At 54.9% G+C, this 23204-nt stretch carries 17 protein-coding genes; 12 read left to right on the top strand and 5 right to left on the bottom strand.

Translation table 11 applies throughout. The features are described from left to right. Nucleotides 1-73 precede the first annotated feature (73 nt). On the top strand, nucleotides 74-1588 hold the full coding sequence (locus tag MIH19_RS07220; RefSeq protein WP_249008217.1) for a fumarate hydratase: 1515 nt from the start codon (nucleotides 74-76) through the stop codon (nucleotides 1586-1588). A gap of 41 nt (nucleotides 1589-1629) precedes the next feature. Here MIH19_RS07220 and MIH19_RS07225 read toward each other — a convergent pair whose 3' ends face one another. Continuing rightward, nucleotides 1630-3087, bottom strand: coding sequence for a protein adenylyltransferase SelO (locus MIH19_RS07225; RefSeq protein ID WP_249008218.1), 1458 nt, complete (start codon nucleotides 3085-3087; stop codon nucleotides 1630-1632). A gap of 211 nt (nucleotides 3088-3298) precedes the next feature. Here MIH19_RS07225 and tssI point away from each other — a divergent pair, with 211 nt between their 5' ends. The 7 genes from tssI to MIH19_RS07260 all read left to right on the top strand — a co-directional run bounded on the left by tssI (nucleotide 3299) and on the right by MIH19_RS07260 (nucleotide 16500). Beyond that, nucleotides 3299-5413, top strand: coding sequence for a type VI secretion system tip protein TssI/VgrG (tssI, locus tag MIH19_RS07230; RefSeq protein WP_249018618.1), 2115 nt, complete (start codon nucleotides 3299-3301; stop codon nucleotides 5411-5413). Continuing rightward, a complete protein-coding gene (locus MIH19_RS07235; RefSeq protein ID WP_249008220.1) occupies nucleotides 5410-6015 on the top strand; it encodes a DUF4123 domain-containing protein in 606 nt (201 codons plus the stop codon). The genes tssI and MIH19_RS07235 overlap by 4 nt, the downstream gene beginning before the upstream one ends. Next, a complete protein-coding gene (locus MIH19_RS07240; RefSeq protein WP_249008221.1) occupies nucleotides 6012-9710 on the top strand; it encodes a hypothetical protein in 3699 nt (1232 codons plus the stop codon). The genes MIH19_RS07235 and MIH19_RS07240 overlap by 4 nt, the downstream gene beginning before the upstream one ends. Nucleotides 9711-9716: 6 nt before the next feature. Then, nucleotides 9717-10715, top strand: a complete 999-nt coding sequence (locus MIH19_RS07245; protein ID WP_249008222.1) for a hypothetical protein — start codon at nucleotides 9717-9719, stop codon at nucleotides 10713-10715. 129 nt (nucleotides 10716-10844) lie between these two features. Continuing rightward, the gene (locus tag MIH19_RS07250) at nucleotides 10845-13955 is read left to right on the top strand and encodes a hypothetical protein (RefSeq protein ID WP_249018619.1); all 3111 of its coding nucleotides are present in this window, start codon (nucleotides 10845-10847) and stop codon (nucleotides 13953-13955) included. Next, nucleotides 13955-15058 (top strand): hypothetical protein, encoded by a 1104-nt coding sequence (locus MIH19_RS07255; protein WP_249008224.1) that lies wholly within the window; start codon nucleotides 13955-13957, stop codon nucleotides 15056-15058. Before MIH19_RS07250 ends, MIH19_RS07255 begins: the two co-directional genes overlap by 1 nt. Before the next feature lie 272 nt (nucleotides 15059-15330). Further along, nucleotides 15331-16500 (top strand): DUF3524 domain-containing protein, encoded by a 1170-nt coding sequence (locus MIH19_RS07260; protein WP_249018620.1) that lies wholly within the window; start codon nucleotides 15331-15333, stop codon nucleotides 16498-16500. Nucleotides 16501-16539: 39 nt separating this feature from the next. On the opposite strand, the gene MIH19_RS07265 is transcribed toward MIH19_RS07260, so the two are convergent. Continuing rightward, nucleotides 16540-17436: a DUF1853 family protein gene (locus MIH19_RS07265; RefSeq protein WP_249008226.1), complete on the bottom strand. Its 897-nt coding sequence runs from the start codon at nucleotides 17434-17436 to the stop codon at nucleotides 16540-16542. 112 nt (nucleotides 17437-17548) lie between these two features. Here MIH19_RS07265 and MIH19_RS07270 point away from each other — a divergent pair, with 112 nt between their 5' ends. The 3 genes from MIH19_RS07270 to MIH19_RS07280 all read left to right on the top strand — a co-directional run bounded on the left by MIH19_RS07270 (nucleotide 17549) and on the right by MIH19_RS07280 (nucleotide 19847). Then, nucleotides 17549-17989: a VOC family protein gene (locus MIH19_RS07270; protein WP_249008227.1), complete on the top strand. Its 441-nt coding sequence runs from the start codon at nucleotides 17549-17551 to the stop codon at nucleotides 17987-17989. Between the two features lie 59 nt (nucleotides 17990-18048). After that, nucleotides 18049-19410: a hypothetical protein gene (locus MIH19_RS07275; protein ID WP_249008228.1), complete on the top strand. Its 1362-nt coding sequence runs from the start codon at nucleotides 18049-18051 to the stop codon at nucleotides 19408-19410. 62 nt (nucleotides 19411-19472) lie between these two features. After that, nucleotides 19473-19847 (top strand): hypothetical protein, encoded by a 375-nt coding sequence (locus MIH19_RS07280; RefSeq protein WP_249008229.1) that lies wholly within the window; start codon nucleotides 19473-19475, stop codon nucleotides 19845-19847. 131 nt (nucleotides 19848-19978) lie between these two features. Here the strand turns inward: MIH19_RS07280 and MIH19_RS22420 are convergent, their stop codons facing one another. Next, nucleotides 19979-20569, bottom strand: coding sequence for a cold shock domain-containing protein (locus tag MIH19_RS22420; RefSeq protein WP_283164103.1), 591 nt, complete (start codon nucleotides 20567-20569; stop codon nucleotides 19979-19981). A 122-nt stretch (nucleotides 20570-20691) separates the two neighbouring features. On the opposite strand from MIH19_RS22420, the gene MIH19_RS07290 reads away from it, so the two are divergent. Next, nucleotides 20692-20910, top strand: coding sequence for a SlyX family protein (locus tag MIH19_RS07290; protein ID WP_007349882.1), 219 nt, complete (start codon nucleotides 20692-20694; stop codon nucleotides 20908-20910). A 56-nt stretch (nucleotides 20911-20966) separates the two neighbouring features. Here the strand turns inward: MIH19_RS07290 and dapE are convergent, their stop codons facing one another. Together dapE and dapD are read right to left on the bottom strand one after the other, a co-directional pair. Beyond that, entirely contained in the window at nucleotides 20967-22115 is a 1149-nt protein-coding gene (gene dapE, locus MIH19_RS07295; RefSeq protein WP_249008230.1) for a succinyl-diaminopimelate desuccinylase, read from the bottom strand. Nucleotides 22116-22126: 11 nt separating this feature from the next. Continuing rightward, nucleotides 22127-23155, bottom strand: coding sequence for a 2,3,4,5-tetrahydropyridine-2,6-dicarboxylate N-succinyltransferase (gene dapD / locus MIH19_RS07300; RefSeq protein WP_249008231.1), 1029 nt, complete (start codon nucleotides 23153-23155; stop codon nucleotides 22127-22129). Nucleotides 23156-23204 lie beyond the last annotated feature (49 nt).

Consider the following 23204-nt stretch of genomic DNA (forward strand, 5'->3'; position numbering starts at 1 on the left):
CGGATGAATTTCTGGTAAACTTTGGCTTCTGATTTGCCAATATATTCTTATAACGACCGTTGATGAGGCGACTATGACCACCCTGATCCGCCAGGAAGACCTGATTGAAAGTGTAGCCGACGCGCTGCAGTTTATTTCCTACTATCACCCGAAGGATTTTATTCAGGCGGTGTACGAGGCTTATAAGAAAGAAGAATCCCAAGCGGCTAAAGACGCTATGGCGCAAATTCTGATTAACTCGCGGATGTGCGCCGAAGGCCACCGCCCGATCTGCCAGGATACCGGTATTGTGACGGTGTTCGTGAATGTTGGCATGAACGTGAAGTGGGATTTTGAAACCTCGCTGGACGATGTCATCAACGAAGGCGTGCGTCGCGCTTATACCCATCCGGACAACATGCTGCGGGCGTCGATATTATCCGATCCGGACGGCAAGCGTGAGAACACAAAAGACAACACGCCAGCCATCATTCATTACAAAATTGTGCCGGGCAACACCGTAGACATTCACGTGGCGGCCAAGGGCGGTGGTTCTGAAGCCAAGTCTAAGTTTGCCATGCTGAATCCGTCAGATTCGGTGGTGGACTGGGTGCTGAAGATGATCCCGCAAATGGGCGCAGGTTGGTGCCCGCCTGGCATGCTGGGTATTGGCATTGGCGGTACCGCTGAAAAAGCCATGGCAATCGCCAAAGAAGCGTTGTTAGAGCCTATTGATATTCATGAACTAAAAGCCCGCGGCGCATCAAACCGCGCTGAAGAGCTGCGCCTGGAGCTGTTCGAAAAAGTAAACGAGCTGGGTATTGGTGCCCAGGGCCTTGGTGGCCTGACCACAGTGCTGGATGTGAAAGTAAAGGATTTCCCCACCCACGCGGCCAACAAGCCGGTGGCGATTATTCCTAACTGCGCAGCCACCCGCCATGCGCACTTTGTGCTGGATGGCAGTGGCCCGTCACTGCAAATCCCGCCGAGCCTGGATGACTGGCCGGAAATTACCTGGGAAGTGGGCGAGAACGTGCGCCGGGTGAACCTGAATACCGTTACCCCGGAAGACGTAAAAGACTGGCAGCCGGGTGAAACCGTGTTGCTGTCGGGCAAGATGCTGACTGGCCGTGATGCCGCCCACAAAAAAATGGTGGACATGATCAACAACGGTGAAAAGCTGCCGGTGGATATGAAAGGGCGCTTTATTTACTACGTTGGCCCGGTGGATCCGGTGCGCGAAGAAGTGGTTGGCCCCGCAGGCCCCACCACGGCAACCCGCATGGACAAGTTTACCCACACCATGCTGGAAAAAACCGGCCTGACCGGCATGATCGGCAAAGCCGAACGTGGCCAAGTGGGGATCGACGCCATTCGCGAATTTGGTGCTGTGTACTTGATGGCCGTGGGCGGTGCTGCCTACCTGGTGTCAAAGGCCATCAAGCACGCTGAAGTGGTGGCCTTTCCGGAACTGGGTATGGAAGCCATTTACGAATTCGACGTGGAAGACATGCCGGTGACGGTTGCGGTGGATTCCCGCGGATCTTCCGTGCACCAAACAGGACCGGCTGAGTGGCATAAGAAAATCATCGCTGCTAAAGCTGTCTAAGTTTAAAAGGGGACAGATTTGAAATCTGTCCCGACGTTACCTCAGCTCGAACAGCTGACGCTCATGCCCTTGCCCCAATCCGGGGGCAGGGCAGCGTAGCGTTCTTCGTACTGGGTTTGTTCGTCAAATGGTTTCTGCAGTACCGTTAGCAGCTCCTCCAGCGGCTGATAATCCCCGTTTTGCGCCTCCAGAATCACCTGCTGTGCCAAATAATTACGCAAAATGTATTTCGGATTCACCCGGCCCATAGCGTATTCCCGGGCATCGTGAGCCTGAGTTTCCTGCTCCAGCCTTTGTTTGTAACGGCCAAGCCAGGTATCCGCAATAGCGCGGTCAGTAAACAAGTCGCGCACGGGGCCGTGGCCGCGACCATACAGCGTCGACAGGCCGCGGAAAAAACGGGTGAAGTCGACCTTCTGTTCATGCAGCATGCTAAAGGTGTCCATAATCAGGTGCATGTCGCCGTCATCAACCTGCTGCAGGCCGAGTTTGTCCCGCATGTTCTGCAGAAAACGAGTGTTGTAGGCGCTTTCATAGTGATTCAAGGCTTCGTGTACGGCGTCTTCACCCATTACCGGCAATAATGCTTGCGCCAGGTAATGGCAGTTTTCGAAGCCCATCTGCGGCTGGCGGTTGTAGGCGTAGCGCCCGCGCTCGTCGGTGTGATTGCAGATGTAGCCCGCGTCAAAGTCGTCCATAAAGGCGTAGGGACCGTAATCGAAGGTGTCGCCAATAATCGACATGTTATCGCTGTTCATAACGCCGTGGCAGAAGCCCACCGTTTGCCAGTCGGCGATCAGCCGCGCGGTGCGGCCGACCACAGCTTCGAGCCAGCGCTGATGGCGTTCGGTTTCAGGCAGTGTGATCAGCTCCGGAAAATACAGCGATATTACGTGCTCTAGCAGCGTTTTTACCGTATCCGGGCCTTGGTGATGAGCGGCGAATTCGAAATGGCCAAAACGGATGTGGCTGTGGGCTACCCGCATGAGCGCGGCGGCGGTTTCAATAGATTCGCGGCGTATCGGGTCTTTGGCTTTCACCATGAACAGGGCGCGGGTGGTGGGAATGCCCAGCCCGTGCATGGCTTCGCTGCACAGGTATTCACGAATGGTTGAGCGCAGCACCGCGCGGCCATCGCCAAAGCGGGAATAGGGCGTCATGCCCGCACCTTTCAGATGCCAGTCCCAGCGCTGGCCGTTTGGCGCGACGGTTTCCCACAGCAATAGCCCGCGGCCGTCGCCCAGGTCCGGGTTGTACATGCCGAACTGGTGGCCGGTGTACTTCATGGCGACCGGTTCCATGCCTTCCAGCAGCTCTGTGCCACCACCGACTTTTTCCCACTGGGCAGGGTTGTCACTGTGAAAACCCATTTCCTGCGCCAAATCGTGGTTAAAACACACCATTTTTGCTTCTTTAAGCGGGCTGGGTTGCACGCGGGTGAAGAAACTCTCCGGGAGTTCCAGGTAGCGATGCTCTACGCGAAAACCGTTGCTACTCATAAAAACCTCTACTCCCGTGTGGCATAAACTCTGCTGAATTTCCTATTAACCACTGTATCAACAATAGAAATCTTAACGCGTCTGCCAGTGCGCTCAAACCATTCATCAGACGCAGTGATTCGGCGGGGTTACATTCCGGAATCTGAAGGTTATAATCTTGAACCGGCTCAGGATGAGCACGAAAAGACCTCAATCTTCAGGGATCGAAGATATGCCCCAGGCAAACGGACTGCAGTTTACCGCCCATGTTGGCGAACTCTCTTCTGATCTATTTTCCGTTGTCGGCTTCACGCTGACCGAGCGGCTTAGTGAGCTTTTTTACGGCCGCCTTGAGCTGGCCAGTACCAACGCAGACGTTGATGCCTTCAGTGTTTTGGAGCAATCGGTCGTTTTGGTGGTCTGGCAAGACGGTGCGCCCCTTCGCCGTATCACAGGTGTGGTCAACGAGTTTGCCCGGGGAGGCAGCGGCCACCGCCGTACCCGCTACGAATTGATCATTCAGCCGCCTTTGTGGCGCTTAGGGCTGATGCACAATAGTCGCATATTCCAGACTCAGACCACAGATACGATCGTGCGCACGCTGCTCAAAGAGCGGGGCGTTGTAAACACTATGTTTGATCTTAAACGCACCCCACAGAAACGGGAATACTGCGTACAGCATCGGGAAAGCGATCTGGCATTTATTGAGCGAATGGGTGCAGAGGAAGGTTGGCATTACCGCCACCAGCACGGCAGCGTAGACGGAAACGAACAGCCCGGCCTGATCATTGCCGATCATCACGGCGACGCGCCCCGGCTGGAAGCCGCCGAATATAACGGCAAAGCGGGGGGAAGCACCAAGCAGCCTGCCGTGTTCCGCTTCCGCTTTGAGGAGCGCGTTCGCGTCGCCTCCGTGGCCATGAAAGATTACACCTTCAAGAACCCTGCCTACGCGCAAATGCACGAGCACAGCGCGGCCAGTCCCAACCAGCGCCAAGACTATCAACACTTCGACTACCCGGGCCGATTCAAAGCCGACGCCAGCGGCCAGCCGTTTACCGAAGCGCGACTGGATGCCCTCAGAAACGACGCCAGCACCGCCAACGGCGAGAGTAACCGCGCAGACTTTACTTGCGGCGCCAAAGTAGCGTTAACCGAGCATAACAGCCCTGACTTAAACCGGGACTGGTTGCTCATCGCCGTCACTCACACCGGCAAACAGCCCCAGGCGCTGCAAGAAGAAGCCGGTTCTGAACCGACCACCTACCACAATGCATTCAGCGCTGTTCCTGCTGACAAAACCTGGCGGCCTTTACCCGCACATCGCCTGCGTTTGGACGGCCCACAGATTGCTATCGTCACTGGCCCGGAAGGCGAGGAAATTCATTGCGATGAATTTGGCCGGGTAAAGGTGCGCTTCCCGTGGGATCGTTATTCAGAAAATAATGAACACAGCAGCGCCTGGCTTCGAGTCAGCCAAGGCTGGGCAGGCGGCCAGTACGGCTTTATGGCGATACCGAGAATCGGAAACGAAGTCATTGTTTCCTTTCTGGACGGCGACCCGGATCAGCCCATTATCACCGGGCGGACTTACCACGCCACCAACACGCCGCCTTACGCGCTGCCGGAACACAAAACCCGCACCACTCTGAAAACTCGCACCCACAAGGGCGAAGGCAGCAACGAACTGCGCTTTGAAGATGAAGCAGAAGAGGAGCAGGTTTATGTTCATGCCCAAAAAGACCTGAATCTACTGACGGAAAACAACCGCACCGAAGTCATCAACAATAGCAGCCATCTGACCGTTGAGAACGACCAGTTCATCCACGTAAAAAGCAACGACCACATCACCGTTGGCGGCGAAAAGCGCCAGTCCGTTGGCGGCGACAGCAGTAAGAAAATTGGTGGAACGTTTCACCAGCAATCAGGCAGCGCCACGCTCAGCGAAGCCGGTACCGAAGTTCACCACAAGGCCGGCTCTAAAGTGGTTATCGACGCCGGTATTGAAATCACACTGGCCGCTGGCGGCAGCTTCCTGAAACTTGACTCCAGCGGGGTAACGCTGAGCGGGCCGGGAATCAGGATTAACTCTGGGGGGAGCCCTGGAAGTGGTTCCGGGCAGGGTGTTTTGATGCCGGGAATGCCGGAGGTGATAAGCGCGAACGGTGGGGCTGTTCCGCCTTTGCAGTTAGCGGACGTATCGATTCGCCCTCTCGGCAAGGCTGATGAGACCATAGAGTTGCTGGAACTCGCAGCCGTGGAAGATCTGGCTCTGGTAGACAAATGTATGGAACAGCCCGATGGCAGTTGCCCGCTGGACCATTGCCCTTGCAGGGAAACCGTATGATGAGCACAGTGGATGTGGCGACCGTTGAGGCTTTTGACAACGATCTTCAATGGTATGCCCTGCTTGAAGGAGCCCACCCTGCCTACAACACGCTTGGCCTGGTTTATAAACACATCGCGACCCCGGAGTGGGTTGCGATCTATCAGTTTGCCCCTTATGAATCACTTACAAAGGTCAGCCCGGTACTGCTAAAACTGGACCAACCCCAGGAGTGGTTGCAGCAGTGGCAGAAGGAGTTCCCTGGCCTTTCCGGGTCGTTTCTTGGTTCAGAGAAAAGTATCGAAACGGTCGCGAGCCACTTGCGAACAATGGTGTCCGTTCGAGTTGAGGGTGGACCTGATTCGATTTTCCGCTTCCACGACTCCTGGATTACGAGTGCGCTTTACCTCAGTCTTGATGGTACACAACAGGCCAGATTCCATGGCCCAGTTTGTCAGTGGCTCTGGTTTTGTGGGCAAAACGTGTGTCGGGCTGAGAGGCCAGAGAAAACAGTGGAAGATTACGCACTGAGCGAGGGGTGGTTGCAGCTAAGCGCAAAAAATCAGCAAGCCATTCATGACGGGCTCGTGTCCAAACGGAATTGGAAGGAGGGTCAACAATGACCGGACCATGTATATCAGCGGGGTCGCCCTGCAAAAAGCCCAGGAAGTTGTTTGTCGAGGTGGCAGGAACTGACGTTCACCCTGGCTACGGCCTGGTTCTGGAAAAAAACGGTGAGCCGGTAGCTAACCTTTCAATGGCGCAGCAGCATTGGCATCAGCGTTACGAGTGCGATTACGCAGTTGATGCTTCTGAATGCTTCGATCACACACTGACCCTCACGATTGAAAAAGAACAAGGTGGCTATTTAAAACTACCACTGTTGGACGCACCGAGTCCGACCCGCCGTTCTGCCCGCACTCAGCCAAATCTATTGTTACCCGTATATCCCCTGGCTCAAATGCCCGGACTGGATGGCGAAAAAGGGCAGGCTTTGCTGCGCCCTGGCTACCTTTACGTTTTTTGGAAGGGCGTTCTTTGGCGCGAACTTCAAACAGATGAACACGGCAAAATGCGGGATATTGATCTGGCGGATTGCCGGGAGCGCGTAAAAGCGGAGGGGCCATCGGTAGTAGAGCGGCGACATCCTTCAAGCGTTTCATTGCACACGCTTTGGGTACCCGCGCGCTTTCACAAAGCCGGCAGGGCGCAGTGGACGATTGGTGAGGTAGAGCTCGCCTGGTCTGAGCAGCAGTGGAGTTGGGAGTACATTGAATCGCTGGAATCCGGCCTCGACATCATGAACCTTCCTGAGGCTTACCGACAGCAAACGGGTATCCCCGCTTATGGCAAGCGCGGAGCACAGGATATAGACGCTCGCCGTGAGGCTCGCTGTAAGAACCTCAAAACGCTCGACAGCTATGAGTTCGGCAGCAGATTTGGCCCTGATAAACTGGCCGGCCATGACTGGGTTTCTTTGAAAGAAGCGCCCTCCTGCCGTCGCAGAGACCCGGGCCGGGAAAAAGAGGCAGGCAATCCGTCGCTGATAACTCAAAGTTTAGATGGCTCCGGCCTGCATGATGACAACACCGTACTGCATAAAATCCGGCACGAGCTGGAACGTATGGAAGGCTTTACGTGCAAAGCGGCAGAAACCGTTGAGTTCGCCAGCAGTATGAACCGGTGGGTTGATGATGTGATTGGCGAGGATTGGCGAGCTCTGTCCGGTGCCGGCAAGGCAAAACCCGGGGAGCAGGAAACCTCCGACACATCCGAAGCCGCGCGCAAGGATTTGCTGGACGAAGTCAGACGTCGCCTTCAGAGCGCGGCTGCTGAGGAAGATCAACTGACTCGCCTCCGGGAACGTCATATTCCCGGTGTACCTCTACCGGATGTGCTGTTTGAGCTTGAGTGGCTGACCCATCAGGCCAGCCTGCATCTGACTTATCTTTCGTCTTTAGCGCAGTCCACTCAGACACACCCACATTTCAAAAGTGCCATGCTGGTGCACTCAGCGGTGTTTGATTATAAAGGCCACAGGCGTCGCCCCTTTACCGCTCACCGGAACCTCGTGGATGTCAGCAAGCTAGACGCAGCATTGCGTAAGGAAGATCGCGAGGCTTGCCGCACAACGTGTTACGAACTGATTCAACAGCGAATTGACTTACTGGAAAACCAGGCCGTTCCGGTATTCAACGATTTGTTTGCGCTTAATGGTCTTAGCTACCCAATCGCGATGCAAACACTGAACCCATTATTGTCTCATCTTGACACGTCGGTATTCCATTTTGATCCATTGGCGGGCAAGGTCGCCAGAGCCACAGAGGCCTATCGTGATTTCGCCGGTGCCCGGTATATTGAAAAACTGGCAAAAGCGCAGGCCGGTTTGTCGGTCTTTGTTGTTGTGGATTCTGAGTCAGAAGCTGACCAGAAAGGTGTACCTGAACTTAACGATGGTTCCGGGCGGCCTCGGCCCGGTCTTATGAAATGGCTGCAGATACAGTTGCCGAAGGTTGATCAGTTGCCGGAATCCATCCGGGAACATTACGAGTTAAGCGAACGGGAAAAAGAAAAGGTTCTGGAAAGCATTCAGAAGATGGCAGACCCCGAATTGCTTCAGTGGGCTATTCATTCCTACACCACCATGGGGCAGCTCATGGCCGATATCACCAGTGAGTTTTACCTGAAAACACAGAGGGCCATACTCAGAAAAATCGGTGACGGCCCGATTTATCAGGTAAAAGAGACCCTTCAGGTTCCCATGCGGTACATGAAACTGGGCAATCCCTTTTTTGGGAGCCTCGTTCTGGGGCACGCAAACGCAACCATGTTGAACCCGAATCCGGAAATGGTACCGCTTGGCATTCGGTTTGGTGATCAGGGCACCGGAATAGGGGCTCTTTCGAAGGGTAAGCTCGATGACGCGCTGCTTAGACCCAACGGGTCGGCCGTGGTAAGGCCAAAAGGCGGCATAATCAACCGGATAGGCCCGGGCATGGGTGGCAATTATGCCGTTATCCGAAACGCAAATGGACGAATGCTTGCCAATGCAACTTCCGTGTCGGGCCTTCAGGGGCTAACCCCGGTGAATTCGTTTCAGGCGGAGTTGTTTCTGGCTCATAGGGACAGTGTGGCGGCGAAAATGTCGCGAGGCTTTACGAGCCGGGGTGGCAGTGCGCTGATGCGCTGGGCGCCGCCGGGGATGTTGGGAGTGTTTGGGTTTAATGTCTTCAGCTCATTAAATGCTACTTTACAGTCTTTTGAAACTGGACAGTTGGGAGAAGCGACAAAAGGCGGGTTTTCCATTCTCTATGGAGTCACCAATCTGATGTATTGGCTGGGTCATATCGTCGAGGCTGAGAATGTAGCCGGCAGAGCTCGCCTATCTTGGCTAGTCAAGCCACGAATTAATGTGGAGATGATTCCCTACCCACGCTTAAAAACCGTTGCTGAACGACTATTCGCCGATCGCGTACTATCATTTGCTAAGTTTGCGGGTGTTTTTGGTGGAGCCCTTGAGGTGTTCCTATCCTTGTGGGAAGGAGTGGAGCGGCTGCAAGCCAATGATACCGACGCCGCAGCTGGATATTTTACTGCGGCGGCTAGTTTTGGCGTATTTATGTTTTCTCATTGGGCCGGAGCATGCGTAATTCCCATTTTAGGCATCACCTTTTCGGCCGCCCTAGCCGCCGTCGCACTAATCGTTGCACTGGCAGCCCTGGCTTGGGCGATATTCAACACTGACAATGCGCTCGAAACCTGGCTCAAGCACGGACCTTTTGGCAAGGGATCGCCTGCCAACCAGTTCCAGCATTTGCATGATAACCCAGAGGATGCGTTCCAATTTCTGGTCAGCGCTTTTTTCCCGCTGAAAGGAACGGATGGGAGCCTGGCGCGGTTCAATGATCGCGGTCTGTTGTCTGATGAGGAAAAAGACTGGTTATTCGAAAACGAGCGAACGGAAGGCCATGTGATTGCTGTCAGTACCGCCGCTTTTTCACTGACGGACAGGCCTGAAGAGCAGTTCAAAGCGCATTTTTGGATGACAAGAGGGTTTAGTGGCAAAGCGAAACCATTAACACCGGAATTTGTTTATTTCGATTCCGAACGCCACATGCTCCGGTTTCATTTACCCAATCCTCAATGGCGCTGGGCTGGCCGCTCCCGGGCCCTAGAACAGTTCAAAGTAAAAGTGCAGATTGTTCTGGGTAATGGTGGTTTGCTCCCTGTCAGCGATATGGAACAGCCGCTGGCGCAGCCGGCAATAGAGCCGGGTTTTTCAGGGGTAACCCCTCGATGGCTCACAGTTTCAGGTTAATACGCTATGACGAATGTTTATCACGATACCGCCTACCGCTCCGATGCCATTCCGGCTTTACCGTCAGGCGGACATCCAGATATGGACAAGGTATTTCAGCGACTGCCATGGGGGCGCTGCCAGAATCCGATCGTACCCAACACGATGGCGGTGCAGTTGGCTTATGCTGGGTTGTTTAAAGACGAGAGCGATACGTATGACGGCTTTCCTTGGGGCGAATCGGTGTTTTCAGTCAGCAAGGGCTTCCTGAGTGGACTGCAGGGGTCTTTGTACATCCTTTATATGTGTGCATGGCTAGCATTTTTTATATCTTTCTTACCACTTGCTGTCGGTATCATTGGGACGATAATGTATCGGCCGAATATTGAAGGAGTAATATTTCTTTTCGATGCATATAAGTATATGTATCTAATCATCGCTATCTGTTACTTCGGCGGCAAATACGGTCGCCTCTTGCTGGCCCACCTCACCGACAAGCGCCAACGTGCAAACCCCACAGGCCTTTACCGCCGCGAAGGCGTGGTCCGAATCAAAGAGCGCAAATCCGTCTTCGAAGCGCCGTTTATCGAATTCGACGCCTACCTGATTCACACCCCGTCCGGCCGCGGCGGTCGCTATTTCAATCTTGTCCTTCAGCACCGCTACAGCAAACACCCGTTATGGATGAAGGGCCTGGTCACAGACGCCATGAATCAAAACGACGTGTACGCCTACTGGGATATGGTCCAGCAGTTCATGGACGTGAGCGGCCCTTTACCAGATGTACCTATCTTCGAACCCTTTCGTTCAAGAGATCCGGTCACTCGAGAATGGGACGAACGTACCGATCGAGATCCTTTCAAATGGCGGAAGGTCACCTCCGATTCCTGGCGGACGAACCATGAGCAAACCCACCGAAACCGCCTGCAGAACACGAATTTTCATCATCCCTGTATTCTCGACGCCCGTATTCAGGGCCGGGGATTGCCGATGCCTGATGAACCCCGTGGGGCAATGCTGGCTTAGCCAATAGCAAAAGATGCTGACTCAGAAGAGCTTCACGAGTATCTGCATAAAGACGGTGAACTGACCGGACATAACGGCGGCAAGCTGGAATACCCGGCTTCTCACACGCTGTACGTCGCTTTTTCTGAGATGGAATGGACAGCGCGGAAAAAATCACAAGTACTGGATGATTCCGAAGAGCGTGATGAGCTTTTACAAAAAATCGATCTTGCCAGTGCCTCAGCGCTGAGTGGCGGCGAGTTCCTTCTTACCCCGGATCAGGCGAAGGCACGGATTGCCGAATTTGCCGAAGACAATGTTCCGGAGCCAACCGAAGGTGCCCATCCACAAGAAAGCGAACTCTACCACTGGGAAAATCAGCCCTATTACCACAGAAGCCGGTTTGGCAAACTGATAAAACAGCAGAAGATAGACGACACCTCTAATTGCCTCTGTCTGGTTCTGCGAGACGACGTGGGCGTTATGCTGGATCTGGCACAGCATCAGGACGACGTGGTGGGATGGATTGAGAACTGGGCAGAAGAGGGAAGCAACGAGCGAGACTATTTTCTTGGCACGTTGATTGAGTCAATGACCCTGCTGGACGAACAGGGCTTGGGCTCCATGATGTCCAATTCAGATCACCCTGCTATCGCCTCCATGCGGCAGGATCTGAAAGCTATGTCCGAAAGCGATCGCTCGGATACTCAGTCGGCGCTACTGGCAGCCTTAAAAAGACAAGGAGACGAGCGCCGACCTGGCCCCAACGACGCATCTCTTCCTGCTGAAGTTAAAGCGAAAGTTGAAGAAATTCGGGCTACAGCCAACCGCACTAACGCTTACAGCATCGTGCCCAAAATGCAGAGAGCGGTGGATGAGTGGTATTTGCGACAGGCGATGAAAGGGGCGCAGCCGGATTTTGTGGATGCCCACATTGAAGGTATTGCCGCTTTGAAGAAAAGTCACCGCGAGCATCTGGAGTCGATTCTTGAAGGACAGGGTTTTGGCAATCGTGGGATCAACGACCTGATTGACCGCGAGGCCATGGACCAGTTCATGGCAGGCCAGCGAGCGAAACTGGCTCGGTGGCAGTCGTTGTTGACGGCCATAACCGATGACCGTGTACAACTGCTGACCGACAATCGCTATCACCATGCAGCCTGGTATTTTGACCCGGAAGATGAGACGCAGATCGAGGCAGCACTGGATCTTGAGTACGCTTGCCTTAAAGACATCTGCCGTTCCGATGAGGCGAGCGAGGGTGTGTTGGAGTGGTTGAACACGCACCCTCAATACAGTCGCCCACTGTTCCATACGCTGCCAAAGAACGACCGGTCGGCAGACGGTGAGCTGGCGAAAACCTACGCCATTGTCGGCAACGCTGGCTACGCCGTGGTGACCCGGGCGGCGAATTGGGTGCAAAAAATAAAAGCCGCAGAAAATGGCAAACTGCCGGACTTCATCGGCTACTCAAAGCTGATCCAACAAAAAGCAGGTGCAGTGGGAGACACCGTGGCTCCAGCGATTGCCCTTGCCAAGGGGCGTGCTATCGAGAAGTTGTACCAGGCGATTGGAAGCCAGACCTTGCCAGAGCTGGATGATCTTTTCCGAGATCTTCCGTATTTTTTCAAGCGCAGCATGCTGGACGCTATAGACCAGGGCAAGGCGGAATTTCGCGTTGCGTCGCAAGGCGAGTTGGCGACGTTCCGGAACAATCTCACAAAGATGCTGCAGCTTGATCAACAGATGAAACAGCTTCAGAACGACCATGACGTTGCCAAATCAACCCATGGCCATCGCTCCGAAAAAGCCCAGGGGCTGGTGGCTGAATTTAAGGCGACCCGTGAAAAGCACCGTAAAGTCGGTAAACAGGTAGCGGCGGCCCTTAGCCCGGTTGAGGAAATCGACACCGGCCTGAAACTGGAAACAGCCGTTACCGGCCGTGCCGGCCTGACGTTGGCTTTGCCGGCGCAGGATCAGCAAGAGCTGGGGCGATTGGTGGGGCATTTTCGGCAGGGTTTGGCCTCGGCTCATCGAGTGAATCTGATGGGGGATGGGCTTGGGGTTTTGGTGTTCGTGGCTCAACTGTCGATCTTATGGAATGTTGCTAGCGAACTTGGCTCGGAGTCTGAAAATCCGGAAGATAAACAGCGTCTTTATGAAAGCGCGTTGGCGACTATTGCGGCTGGCTTTCTTGCTTCTCAAGGGTTGATGGACACCGCATACAGTGCCAGGGCTCGGGCGCTGGCGGAGGCATGGCAGCGCAGTGCTGTTGCTGGTGTGCATATCCAAATGGGTAAATTGCATGTTGGTCTTGGCATTTTTGCCTATGGAGCGGGGGCTTTCAGTGCAGCCCTCAGCGCGGGCAAACATCGGGAAAATTGGTTGAGCGCAGTCCAGACCGGCAATGCCGAAGCCCAGACTGGCGCAGTGATGGGAATGATTGGTAGTGGCGGTTTGGCGATTACCAATACTTACGGATTAGGGCGTACCTTAAGTGTGGCGCTGGCCGTGCGCCGAGCCAGCAAGGCAATGGCCCGGGCCGAAGCCTGGGCCATTGCTGGCCGAACCTTGTCCGGTTTGTTTGCCCGCCTGAATGTGGCAGGGCTGGTGTTCACTGTTTTTGAATTAGGCGGCACCTGGCTGTACAACCGTTACAACCTGAGTGAGCGGGATAGATGGCTACAGACAACGCCTTGGTCACTAGAGTCTGAGCTTGTTCACGATAGCTCGCTTGAGGCTTATGCAGAAGCCTTTGCCCGGATTGGCGACAGTGTCACCCTTAATGAGGCGTCTGTAGAAGATGAAGGACCTTCTCGGTTGCAGCTGAGGTGCCACCGTTTACCTCCGGACAGCCTGATCGAACCTTCGCACGGCAAATCGCTCTATCGGGTGTCAATCACCGCATGGCGAATCCAGCCGGGGAGGCGGGGTATGTTTTCACTTCATCCGGAAACCTGGGTACCCTGCACCGGCGCCATCATTGCTAGCATGGAGCAGCCAGTTGATATTGATCACTTGCAACTGACCTTCAGACCCCCGGCCCATGAGAAGACCCGGTATGGCACCCTCACCAGCGTGCTCAGCCTGATGGTCAAACTGGAGACGTTACAGGCAGATGGGGCTTACACAAGTTCTGTGTATATGCTGAAGGCGACGCCTGACAGCCGGTACCCCTTGACTCCCATACAAGACGCACCAAAAGCGGAGATCAACTGGCGGCAACTCCGCCAGCCACTCATAGTAATGGACAGCTTTTGATGAACCCGAAATATGCCCAATCAGAGCAAACATCTCGCGCGGGGCGTTCCGAGCCCTTCCCGAGCGGCCGGCTGACCTTTTTATCGCCCTGGCCTCTGCCAACCGGGCTGCCACCGGTGGATCACGGCCATGCTGTGGGAGAGGTAAACGATGGCTACCTGGATTTTGGGACCGGGGTGACGCCGGTGTTTGGCTTTCAGATGACGCTGGGCGGACCTTTTGGTTTGTTTTTGATTGGTGCTTTTGGTGTCCCGCTTATTTTATCTGGCCTTGCGGTCGCTCACGGCAGAGAGCTGACGACTGCCGTTGAAGTGTTTCAGGAGATGTTTGATTATGGATTCGGGATTGCTGTTTGGGGGTGTAGTTTCTTCCTCTTGCTCGGCCTCGGTATTTGGTACCGAGAGCACCTGAAGCTTGAATCTATCACCCCCACCCGCTTCAACCGCCAACGCCGCGAAGTGTGTTTTGTCCCGGAGGGACAAAAAGAACCGATTTTCGTCCCCTGGGAAGAACTGGTGTCCTGGGTCACGGAAGCCCAGGGCGTCACCGAATATGGCGTACAGCATCAGTACGGTTTTGGCATTGGTTTTTACCATCCGTCGACAAACGAGAAGTACACTCTGGAGTTTCAGACTTACGGCCAGCTTCAGGCCATCAGCAACTGGGAAGCCATCCGCGCCTACATGGAGTACGAAGTCCACACCCTGAAAGAGATTCAGGACCCCTTAGATCTTCAAGGCCCGGACGATCCACCCTGGGAAGGTGTTCACGTTTTCCGCAATGCCCGCAAACGCCTTCACGATGAGTACCGGGAAGGCAAGCGCGGAGTGTTCTACTTGATCGGCTGGTACCTTTACCACCTCATGACCTTCTGGACGATTCCCAACCGACTGGTGGAGTGGGAGGTCAAAAAGATCAAGCGCATGAGCCAAAAGACTCTGCCCGGAGTAATGTCGAAGTGGTCGAAACCATTGCCTGAAGAGCAGTGGGCAAAACCCAGTGACGAGCTGAAACGCCAGAGCAAGCGAGTGCTGGAACTGCAACAGGCGAACCCTCAAAGACCCATTATCGAAATCTTTGCTCAGATTAGCGAAGACACTTAAATCAATGTTCAGGGAGAGCATGAGGACCAAAGCAACGGACGCGATTTGCCTTTTCTGCTTTTCCTGCCCTGCAGTAACCTCATTGTTGCGCTGGCTTCCTTAGCTTGGGCGATATTCAACATTGACGCCTACCTGATACACATTCCGTGTAGCACGGATCATTGGTTTGACTTGAACTCGGGTATGGCCATATAAAATCTGTCGGGCAGTATCACACTGCAGCCGTATCAGAGTGTCTGGTTGTCTAATCGCGAGTAGGGCAGAATGCCTTCATGCCCAAAACGCTTGCCCTTCGACAACCCAGAATACTCCTGCTCTCGGCCTATGACGCAGGCAGCCATCGTCGCTGGCGAGAGCAGTTGGTGCTCAGCCAGCCGGAATTTGAATGGCATGTGCTTGCCCTGTCGCCGAGATTTTTCCGCTGGCGGATTCGAGGTAACGCGCTGACCTGGCTGAGCGAGCCGCTGTTGAAGGAGCGTTGGGACCTACTGTTAGTGACGTCCATGGTCGACCTGGCGTCAGTCCGAGGTTTTCATCCGAACCTGGCTCGTACGCCGGCGTTGCTCTATATGCATGAAAACCAGTTTGCCTATCCGGCATCCGATGGCCAGCACAATAGCATTGATCCTCAAATGGTGAACTTATACAGCGCTATTGCTGCCGATACCGTGCTGTTCAACAGCGACTGGAACCGGCGCAGCTTTCTTGAGGGTGTTGAGCAACTCTTCCGGCGATTGCCCGATGGTATCCCGGAGGGAACTCTCGAACTCATTTCCGCGAAATCCCGGGTTCTGCCGGTCCCCATCGATGACCCTGTGTTCCTCAGTGAAGCGGAACGCCAGAGCCTTGAGGCGGGCGAGCGTTTATGGCGCAATGGCCTTGAACCCGGGCCTGGTGCATTACCCCTGAGAATTGTGTGGGCGGCGCGCTGGGAATACGACAAGGGTCCTGACCGGCTGCTTGCGATTCTGCAGGAACTTGAGCGCAGAGCGGTGAGTTTTCAGGTGTGTGTCCTTGGTGAAAGTTTCCGCAAAGTCCCCGAAGCCATGACGACTATTCAACAGCAGTTTGCCCATCGGCTCGTGCAGTTTGGATACGCATCGAGCCGCAGCGAGTATTACGAGTGGCTGGGGAGCGCGGACGTGATTCTTTCAACCGCGTTACATGAGTTTCAGGGGCTGGCGGTGCTTGAGGCTGTGGCCGCTGGCTGTGTGCCCATTGTGCCGGCAAGGGAAGCCTACCCGGAGTTGTTTGCACCGGAATACTTGTATCCGGACTGTGGCGACGACATTCCGGCCGAGGCGGCTCATGCAGCGGCGTTGATTGAAAAGCAGGCTGTGGATAGCCATGGTGACCGATTAACAGTGCCAGATGTACAGCGTTTCAGCCTCGGCGCATTGAAGCCGATATATAAGGCGTTATTGTCAGAAGCACTCTTTTGAAGCAGTGAATATCGAGTTCTTGCCAGAGAATGCCGCCATTCATGGCCAGGTTTCCGGCACAACAAACACCCGGTCTGTTTCTAGCCAGTTTCCCGCTGGGTGATCTGGCCGCATTATGGCGAACAGCTGCGGAACCACTTTTCTTTCCACACGTTCCAGTGCTTCCATAATATGTTCGATATCCGGCTGTTCGCTTTGAAACCAGTTGCCAATCCAGTGAGGTTTGTTGAGTACAACCCAATGTGACGTGTTCAGGGCTCTTGCGTCATGGGCGTACATCCAGCGCCCGCGCAAATGGTCCGCTGGAACATAATCCGGCGTTACCACGGGCTGGTCGTCTGGATAGAAAAGATACCCCGGCATAAATATTCGCGGAGTCAGCGGGCCTGTTATATGGGATTCTGCAAGCAGGGCAAGAGTCTCCGGTAGCTGTGTGCGGCGGCTCTGTTGTTCCAGCAGGCTGGTTGTTTTCACGTCCAGCCGGTCGCGAGCGTTGGGGCCGTACCAGAGTGTTGAGCCCGTGAGTTCTGACACGCCGAGATAGAACTTGATAGCGATCTCGTGGTGTTCAATGCGGTCGTTTGTCCGGTTGTCGACCACGAAATCCAGTTCGCCAATGGTGCGCCCGCGTGATTGGATCTGCTGGTTTTTTAGCAGAATTGGCCAGCCGAGCAAGTCTTCGAGCAAAACCTGATACAGCCGCTCGAAATAGAAGCCTAATCTGCGCTGTGGCGGTTCAAACAGTATGGGTGGTGCCGTTTTTGTGTCCTGATCCCAGGCTTTAAGAATATCGGTATAGCCCGAGGGCAGATACTGTGCCGGTGTAAAGGTGACTGGCGAGCGCATCAGCTGCGGGGTTTGGCACAGCCATGCGAGATGCCTGATGGCCGGCGTTCGGTAACTGTTGATTAAAGGAAAGACGTGGTTTGCATCCATTCGCCCAGAATACCGTAAACTGTTCGGTAATAAAGGTGCGAGTGTTCTGCGGGGCGGCCGCCGAACCGAGAAGACTTGCTGCATTAAGCAATAGAAAATAACGGGAGAAAGTATGCAATACCTTCACACCATGATCCGAGTGAGCAATCTGGATGACACCCTTCATTTTTTCTGTGACTTGCTGGGAATGAAAGAGGTCAGCCGAAAAGACAGCGAAAAAGGCCGTTTTACCCTGGTGTTTCTGGCTGCGCCAGACGACGAAGGGCGAGTGAAAGCCGATCGAGCACCGTCGCTGGAGCTGACCTATAATTGGGACCCGGAAGAGTACAGCGGCGGCCGAAATTTTGGCCATCTGGCTTATCGCGTCGACGACATTTATCGTTTGTGTGAACACCTGCAAGCCAACGGCGTAACCATCAATCGCCCGCCCCGGGACGGCTATATGGCGTTCGTGCGCTCGCCCGATGGCATTTCTATTGAGCTGCTGCAGAAGGGTGAGGCGCTTGCGCCACAAGAGCCTTGGGCCAGTATGGAAAACAGCGGCAGCTGGTAACGGATAAGATAATCAGCGCGGGAATGGAATCCTGCGCTTGGCATACAAGGAGAGTAAGAATGGACGATTGGCAAGGATGCCTGACACCGCAGTGCCAGAATGCGCTGGCAAACGCTCGTGCGCTGGTATTACAACGCGGCGGAGCGGCGATTACCGTTGAAGATTTTTTGCTGGCGTTGCTCGACAGTTGCCACACCCTCAGTCATTTTTTGACAACCTGCAGTATCGACCTCGACGAGTTGACGCGCACGGTGCAGTGCGAACAGCCGATTGTTACCGGGGTGTCTGCGGAAGGTTTGCTGTCTAGCCAGTTGGTGCACTGGTTTGCCAGAGCGCGCGAGTTGAACGACGCGCCCTGGTTAGACTGGCCGGTGCTGCTGCAAACCCTTACCCATAAAACAGAACGCTTGCAGGAAAAAGCTTACGTTGCGGTGTTGGAACGGGTGTCAGCCTGGCCAGCCGGCGTTGACGAGCTGACGATGAAGGCAGCGTCTAACGTTGCCGGTGTGCCCACGATGATGGCGCAGGTGGACTGGATTGAGCTTGCGCATACCGTAGCGGTAGAAATCAGCACAAACCCTGCAACATTGTTGTGGGTGAAAGGCCCCAGGGGCGGTGGTAAAACCCGTTGGCTGGAAAGTGTATTGCCATTGTTGGGTATCGATTACAAGCGACTGAATTTGCGCTGCGAGTCAGACGTGCTGACGGTTGCCGAAGGCGCCTGGCACAGGCTGCGCTCGCTTCAACACTCTGGAGGGTGGCCTCTGTTGGTGATGGATGGCCTGGCGCCGCAGGATCTTTTGCGGCTGGTGGGCCGGCCTGGCAGTGCGGTGGGTGATGTGCTTGCTGTCTGGGGCGGGCCTATGCTGCTGCTGGCTGATGAGCGCATGAAAGCCACGGTGCAGCATGTTAATCAACTACAGCTGTGCCTGGGTCGCTCGCTGACCACCGTGATGCTGCCGCCCTGTGGCGCCGGCCAACTCCACGCTATTGTGGTGGCCCATCAGCCGGCGATAGAGCGCCAGTGGAATATAGAGCTGGAGCCGGTGGCGATTGATTTCGCTGTCGCGCAGCGTCACCTGTTTGAGTGCTGCCCGGGAAAGCTACTGATGTGGTTGGAACGTGCGGCTGCACGATTGAATCTGTTTGCCTTGCGTGGCAGCAGCGAGGCTTCGGCTCTGGCGGCACAAATTCAAACTCTGGAGTGTCAGCGCCTGGTGGCCCATGCGCGCCAGAGCAGTATTGGCGAGCCGGACTTCGCGCTGGAAAAGCTGGTTTGGCAACAACAGGTCGCAGCAGGCGACTGGCACCAGCGTAATGCGCGCGGAAGCTTGCGAAAGCTGGGCATTGCTGATTTGCAGGCCGAGCTGAAATGTTGGCTTGCAGCGAATTCAGCGGGCGTTCACACTGTTCATCATTAGGCGCAACGATGCAGGTGTTGAACCCTTGTCATCACTTCGAAAATTGTTGGGAGATTGTTTGGGTGCAGGATTTGGAAATTTATATACGCGACCTTGAAGCCGGGGCGGTATCGCGCTGGTTGTCTGATCAATTAGGCCAAGTGTCGCTGGATGACGAGGTCATAACCGGCTTTGTGAAAGGTCACGCCAGTTACAATGGCAACCCGTTGTCGTTGTCGCTCTACCCGGGTGCTTTTAGCAAACGCTTCACGTGTCTGGTGATTGAGGGGCCACTGCTGCCCTGGAACAGCGATCTGGATTGTGCGCGTAGTGCCTGGCGCGCCATCGGTGGCGAACTACGTTGCAGCCCGGGCAATTGGGCCGAAGGCGACGACGCCACTGAAGAAAGATGGTGGCGAATTGATGAGCGCGGTGAGTATCAGGCCATATGGAATTGATAGAAGAGCGGAATGAACTAAGAGTGGAATTAGTAGAAGAATGAATTAGTAAAAGAATAGAAAAAAAGGGATGGAGCTTTTGGCTCCATCCCTTTTTTTTGTTCTAACAGCGAAGAAAAACGTGGTGTAGATTATTCGCTGAGAATTGACACGTTATCGGCCTGCAGACCCTTGTCGGCGTCAATCACGCTGAAGCGTACCAGTTGTCCCTGGCGCAAAACGCGACGGCCGCTGCCACGAATGGCGCGAAAGTGAACAAAGATTTCATCACCGCTGTCGCGAACAATAAAGCCGAAGCCTTTTTTCACGTTGAACCATTTAACGGTGCCTTCTTCGTCGCCTTCTGGGCTGTTGTCGTCGAAGTCATCATCGTCATCGTGATGCATGTTACCGGCTTTTTGGGCCGGAGCAGGTGCACGACGAGGCGCAGCAGGTGCACGTGGCTGGGCGGCTTTAGCGGGCGCAGCTTTCGGTTGTTTGACGCTGACCGCAACGGTGATAAAACCAGCAATGGCAAATATCACCACGGCAATCACGTAAGCGGCAATACCTTGGGCGCTGCCCAGAACGAAGGGGGTACTGTTGGCCACGGCACTGGTTTCAGACTGGGACAGAATCTGGAACAGCTCCGGGGTAAAGGAAGCCAGCAAAAAGCCGAGAATAAAGGGAGCGGGAATCGCGATCAATAAGGCAGCAACGATCGCTTTGGCTGGATTACGCATGTGAATTGAAAATCTCCTGAATGATAACGCTAACGATAAATAACCGGATATGGGGTAAAGTGACACTTCCGGCTGCATGAAGGCGGCATCTTAACAGATAACGGCAGGAACTCACTAAAACCATGACGGATAAACGACTGGAACACCGGCTTGACGAGCTGGAAATGCGGATTGCGTTTCAGGACGACGTAATAAACACGCTGAGCGAGCAGATGGCGACTCAGGAGCTGGAGTTACGTCAGTTGTGGGAAGCCAAACAGTTACTGCACAGGCAGTTGAAAGAAGTGTCTGGCTCTAACCTTCGCAGTGAAGAGGAGGAAACCCCGCCGCCTCATTACTGAGGCAGCAGAGCACTCACGCATTACATGGCCATTGTATGAGCCAGGCAAGGTACTTTTCAGGCCAATAACTCCACCAGAATTTCTTCGTAAATCTGCGATAAGGTGTCCAGGTCGTCTGTGCTGACGCATTCATTCACTTTATGAATGGTCGCGTTTATGGGTCCCAGTTCCACAACCTGAGCACCCGTCGGCGCGATAAAGCGGCCGTCGGACGTGCCGCCAGACGTAGACAGCTCGGTTTCACGGCCGCAGACTCTGGCAATGGCCGCCGTTGACGCCGACACCAGCGCACCTTTGTCGGTCAGGAACGGGCGGCCACTCAGATGCCACTGCAGATCGTAATTCAGCGAGTGTCTTCCTAATACTGCTACAACCCTCTCTTCCAGGCTTTCGGCGGTGTTTTCCGTACAGTAGCGGAAATTGAAGTGCACCAGGCATTCGCCGGGAATGATATTACTGCCGGTGCCGGCTTCCACCTTGGTGATTTGAAAAGTGGTGGGCGGAAAGTAATCGTTGCCGTTGTCCCAGAATTCCTGCGCCAGATCGTGCAGCACCGGAGCTACTTTATGTATCGGGTTTTCGGCCAGGTGTGGATAAGCCACGTGGCCTTGCACGCCTTGAACCGTCAGGTAGCCGTGCAGTGAGCCGCGGCGGCCATTTTTGATCACATCGCCCACCTCAACTGTGCTGGACGGCTCGCCGATCAGGCACCAGTCGATCTTCTCGTTGCGGGCTTCCAGGGTTTCAATCACTTTTACTGTGCCATCGCCGGCCGGGCCTTCTTCGTCGCTGGTAATCAGCAACGCAATGGAACCGCGGTGGTTCGGGTGCTTGCCCACAAAGCGTTCGCAGGCGGTTACAAAGGCCGCCAGGCTGCCTTTCATATCAGCGGCGCCGCGGCCGTGCAGCATGCCGTCTTTTATAACCGCTTCAAACGGGGGGTTTGCCCAGTTTTTCTCCGGGCCGGTGGGCACTACGTCGGTGTGCCCGGCGAAGGCCAGAACTGGCCCTTCCGAACCTTTTCGAGCCCACAGATTGTCTGTGGTGCCAAAGCGCAGGTTTTCTTCAGCAAAGCCCAGAGGCGCAAGGCGCGACATCATCAGCGGCTGACACCCGGCGTCGTCGGGCGTCACCGACCGCCGGCGAATCAGATCCATCGCCAGCTCGAGGGTCGGTGACAGGGCCTTATTTGGTAAAGCAGTCATAAAGGCCCCGATCAGTTGTTGGCGTGCAGCTCGTGGTTCAGCTCAATGGCCGACTTGTTGGTTTTGCATTCCACCGCACCGTTTTCACTGTTGCGCCGGAACAGCAGGTCTGACTTGCTGGCCAGATCGCGGGCTTTGATGACTTCCACCAGTTTGCCTGCGTCGTCTAGCAGCGCCACTTTAGTGCCGGACGTCAGGTACAGGCCGGCTTCCACAGTGCAACGGTCGCCCAGGGGAAGACCAATACCGGCGTTGGCGCCAATCAGGCAGTTTTCACCCACTGAAATAATGATGTTGCCGCCGCCAGACAACGTGCCCATGGTGGAACAGCCGCCGCCCAGGTCAGAGCCTTTGCCTACCATCACGCCGGCTGAAATACGGCCTTCTATCATGCTGGTGCCTTCGGTGCCGGCGTTGAAGTTGATAAAGCCTTCGTGCATGACCGTGGTGCCCTCGCCCACATAGGCGCCCAGGCGAACCCGAGCGGTGTCGGCAATGCGCACGCCCTGGGGCACGACGTAGTCGGTCATCTGCGGGAACTTATCTACCGACTTTACCTCCAGAGTGCGGCCTTCAAGGCGCGCTTGCAGCTGGCGCTCAGGAAGCTCGGCCAGGTCAATGGCGCCTTCGTTGGTCCAGGCCAGATTTGGCAGCAGGCCAAATATGCCGTCTAGTTTCAGGCTGTGGGGTTTTGTCAGGCGGTGGGATATCAGCTGCAGCTTAAGGTAAACCTCGGGCGTGCTGCTGGCGGTATCGTCGGTTTCCAGTAAAGTGACGACGACCGGGCGTTCGCTGCGGGCGGCTTTTTCGGCTAGCGCGGCCTGATCGGTCTGGCCGATTTGACGCAGGCCGCTTGCCAGCTGGCTAAGTTGCTCGGCATTGGCGCTGATGGCCTGATTGCCGCCTTGAAAGTCCAGAGCGCTGCGAACCACGTCTAGCAGCGTTTTATCGGGGATCATTAAAGGCTGGTGATAAAAAACTTCCAGCCATTCGCCCTGATTGTTCTGTGTGCCAATACCAATACCGAATGCAAAGCTCATTAGATGCGTGTTCCTGTTTGTTATCAGTGAATCGTGTTATCAGTGACTT

The sequence above is a fragment of the Marinobacter sp. M1C genome, assembly GCF_023314135.1.
GTDB lineage: Bacteria > Pseudomonadota > Gammaproteobacteria > Pseudomonadales > Oleiphilaceae > Marinobacter.

What these genes read in the sequence shown, in the direction of transcription:
- MIH19_RS07250 (WP_249018619.1), top strand. Translation starts at nt 10,845, where the DNA reads ATGGAATGGACAGCGCGGAAAAAATCACAAGTACTGGATGATTCCGAA.
- dapE (WP_249008230.1), bottom strand. Translation starts at nt 22,115, where the DNA reads ATGACTGCTTTACCAAATAAGGCCCTGTCACCGACCCTCGAGCTGGCG.
- MIH19_RS07260 (WP_249018620.1), top strand. Translation starts at nt 15,331, where the DNA reads ATGCCCAAAACGCTTGCCCTTCGACAACCCAGAATACTCCTGCTCTCG.
- tssI (WP_249018618.1), top strand. Translation starts at nt 3,299, where the DNA reads ATGCCCCAGGCAAACGGACTGCAGTTTACCGCCCATGTTGGCGAACTC.
- MIH19_RS07235 (WP_249008220.1), top strand. Translation starts at nt 5,410, where the DNA reads ATGATGAGCACAGTGGATGTGGCGACCGTTGAGGCTTTTGACAACGAT.
- dapD (WP_249008231.1), bottom strand. Translation starts at nt 23,155, where the DNA reads ATGAGCTTTGCATTCGGTATTGGTATTGGCACACAGAACAATCAGGGC.
- MIH19_RS07270 (WP_249008227.1), top strand. Translation starts at nt 17,549, where the DNA reads ATGCAATACCTTCACACCATGATCCGAGTGAGCAATCTGGATGACACC.
- MIH19_RS07255 (WP_249008224.1), top strand. Translation starts at nt 13,955, where the DNA reads ATGAACCCGAAATATGCCCAATCAGAGCAAACATCTCGCGCGGGGCGT.
- MIH19_RS07265 (WP_249008226.1), bottom strand. Translation starts at nt 17,436, where the DNA reads ATGGATGCAAACCACGTCTTTCCTTTAATCAACAGTTACCGAACGCCG.
- MIH19_RS07290 (WP_007349882.1), top strand. Translation starts at nt 20,692, where the DNA reads ATGACGGATAAACGACTGGAACACCGGCTTGACGAGCTGGAAATGCGG.
- MIH19_RS22420 (WP_283164103.1), bottom strand. Translation starts at nt 20,569, where the DNA reads ATGCGTAATCCAGCCAAAGCGATCGTTGCTGCCTTATTGATCGCGATT.
- MIH19_RS07245 (WP_249008222.1), top strand. Translation starts at nt 9,717, where the DNA reads ATGACGAATGTTTATCACGATACCGCCTACCGCTCCGATGCCATTCCG.
- MIH19_RS07275 (WP_249008228.1), top strand. Translation starts at nt 18,049, where the DNA reads ATGGACGATTGGCAAGGATGCCTGACACCGCAGTGCCAGAATGCGCTG.
- MIH19_RS07220 (WP_249008217.1), top strand. Translation starts at nt 74, where the DNA reads ATGACCACCCTGATCCGCCAGGAAGACCTGATTGAAAGTGTAGCCGAC.
- MIH19_RS07225 (WP_249008218.1), bottom strand. Translation starts at nt 3,087, where the DNA reads ATGAGTAGCAACGGTTTTCGCGTAGAGCATCGCTACCTGGAACTCCCG.
- MIH19_RS07240 (WP_249008221.1), top strand. Translation starts at nt 6,012, where the DNA reads ATGACCGGACCATGTATATCAGCGGGGTCGCCCTGCAAAAAGCCCAGG.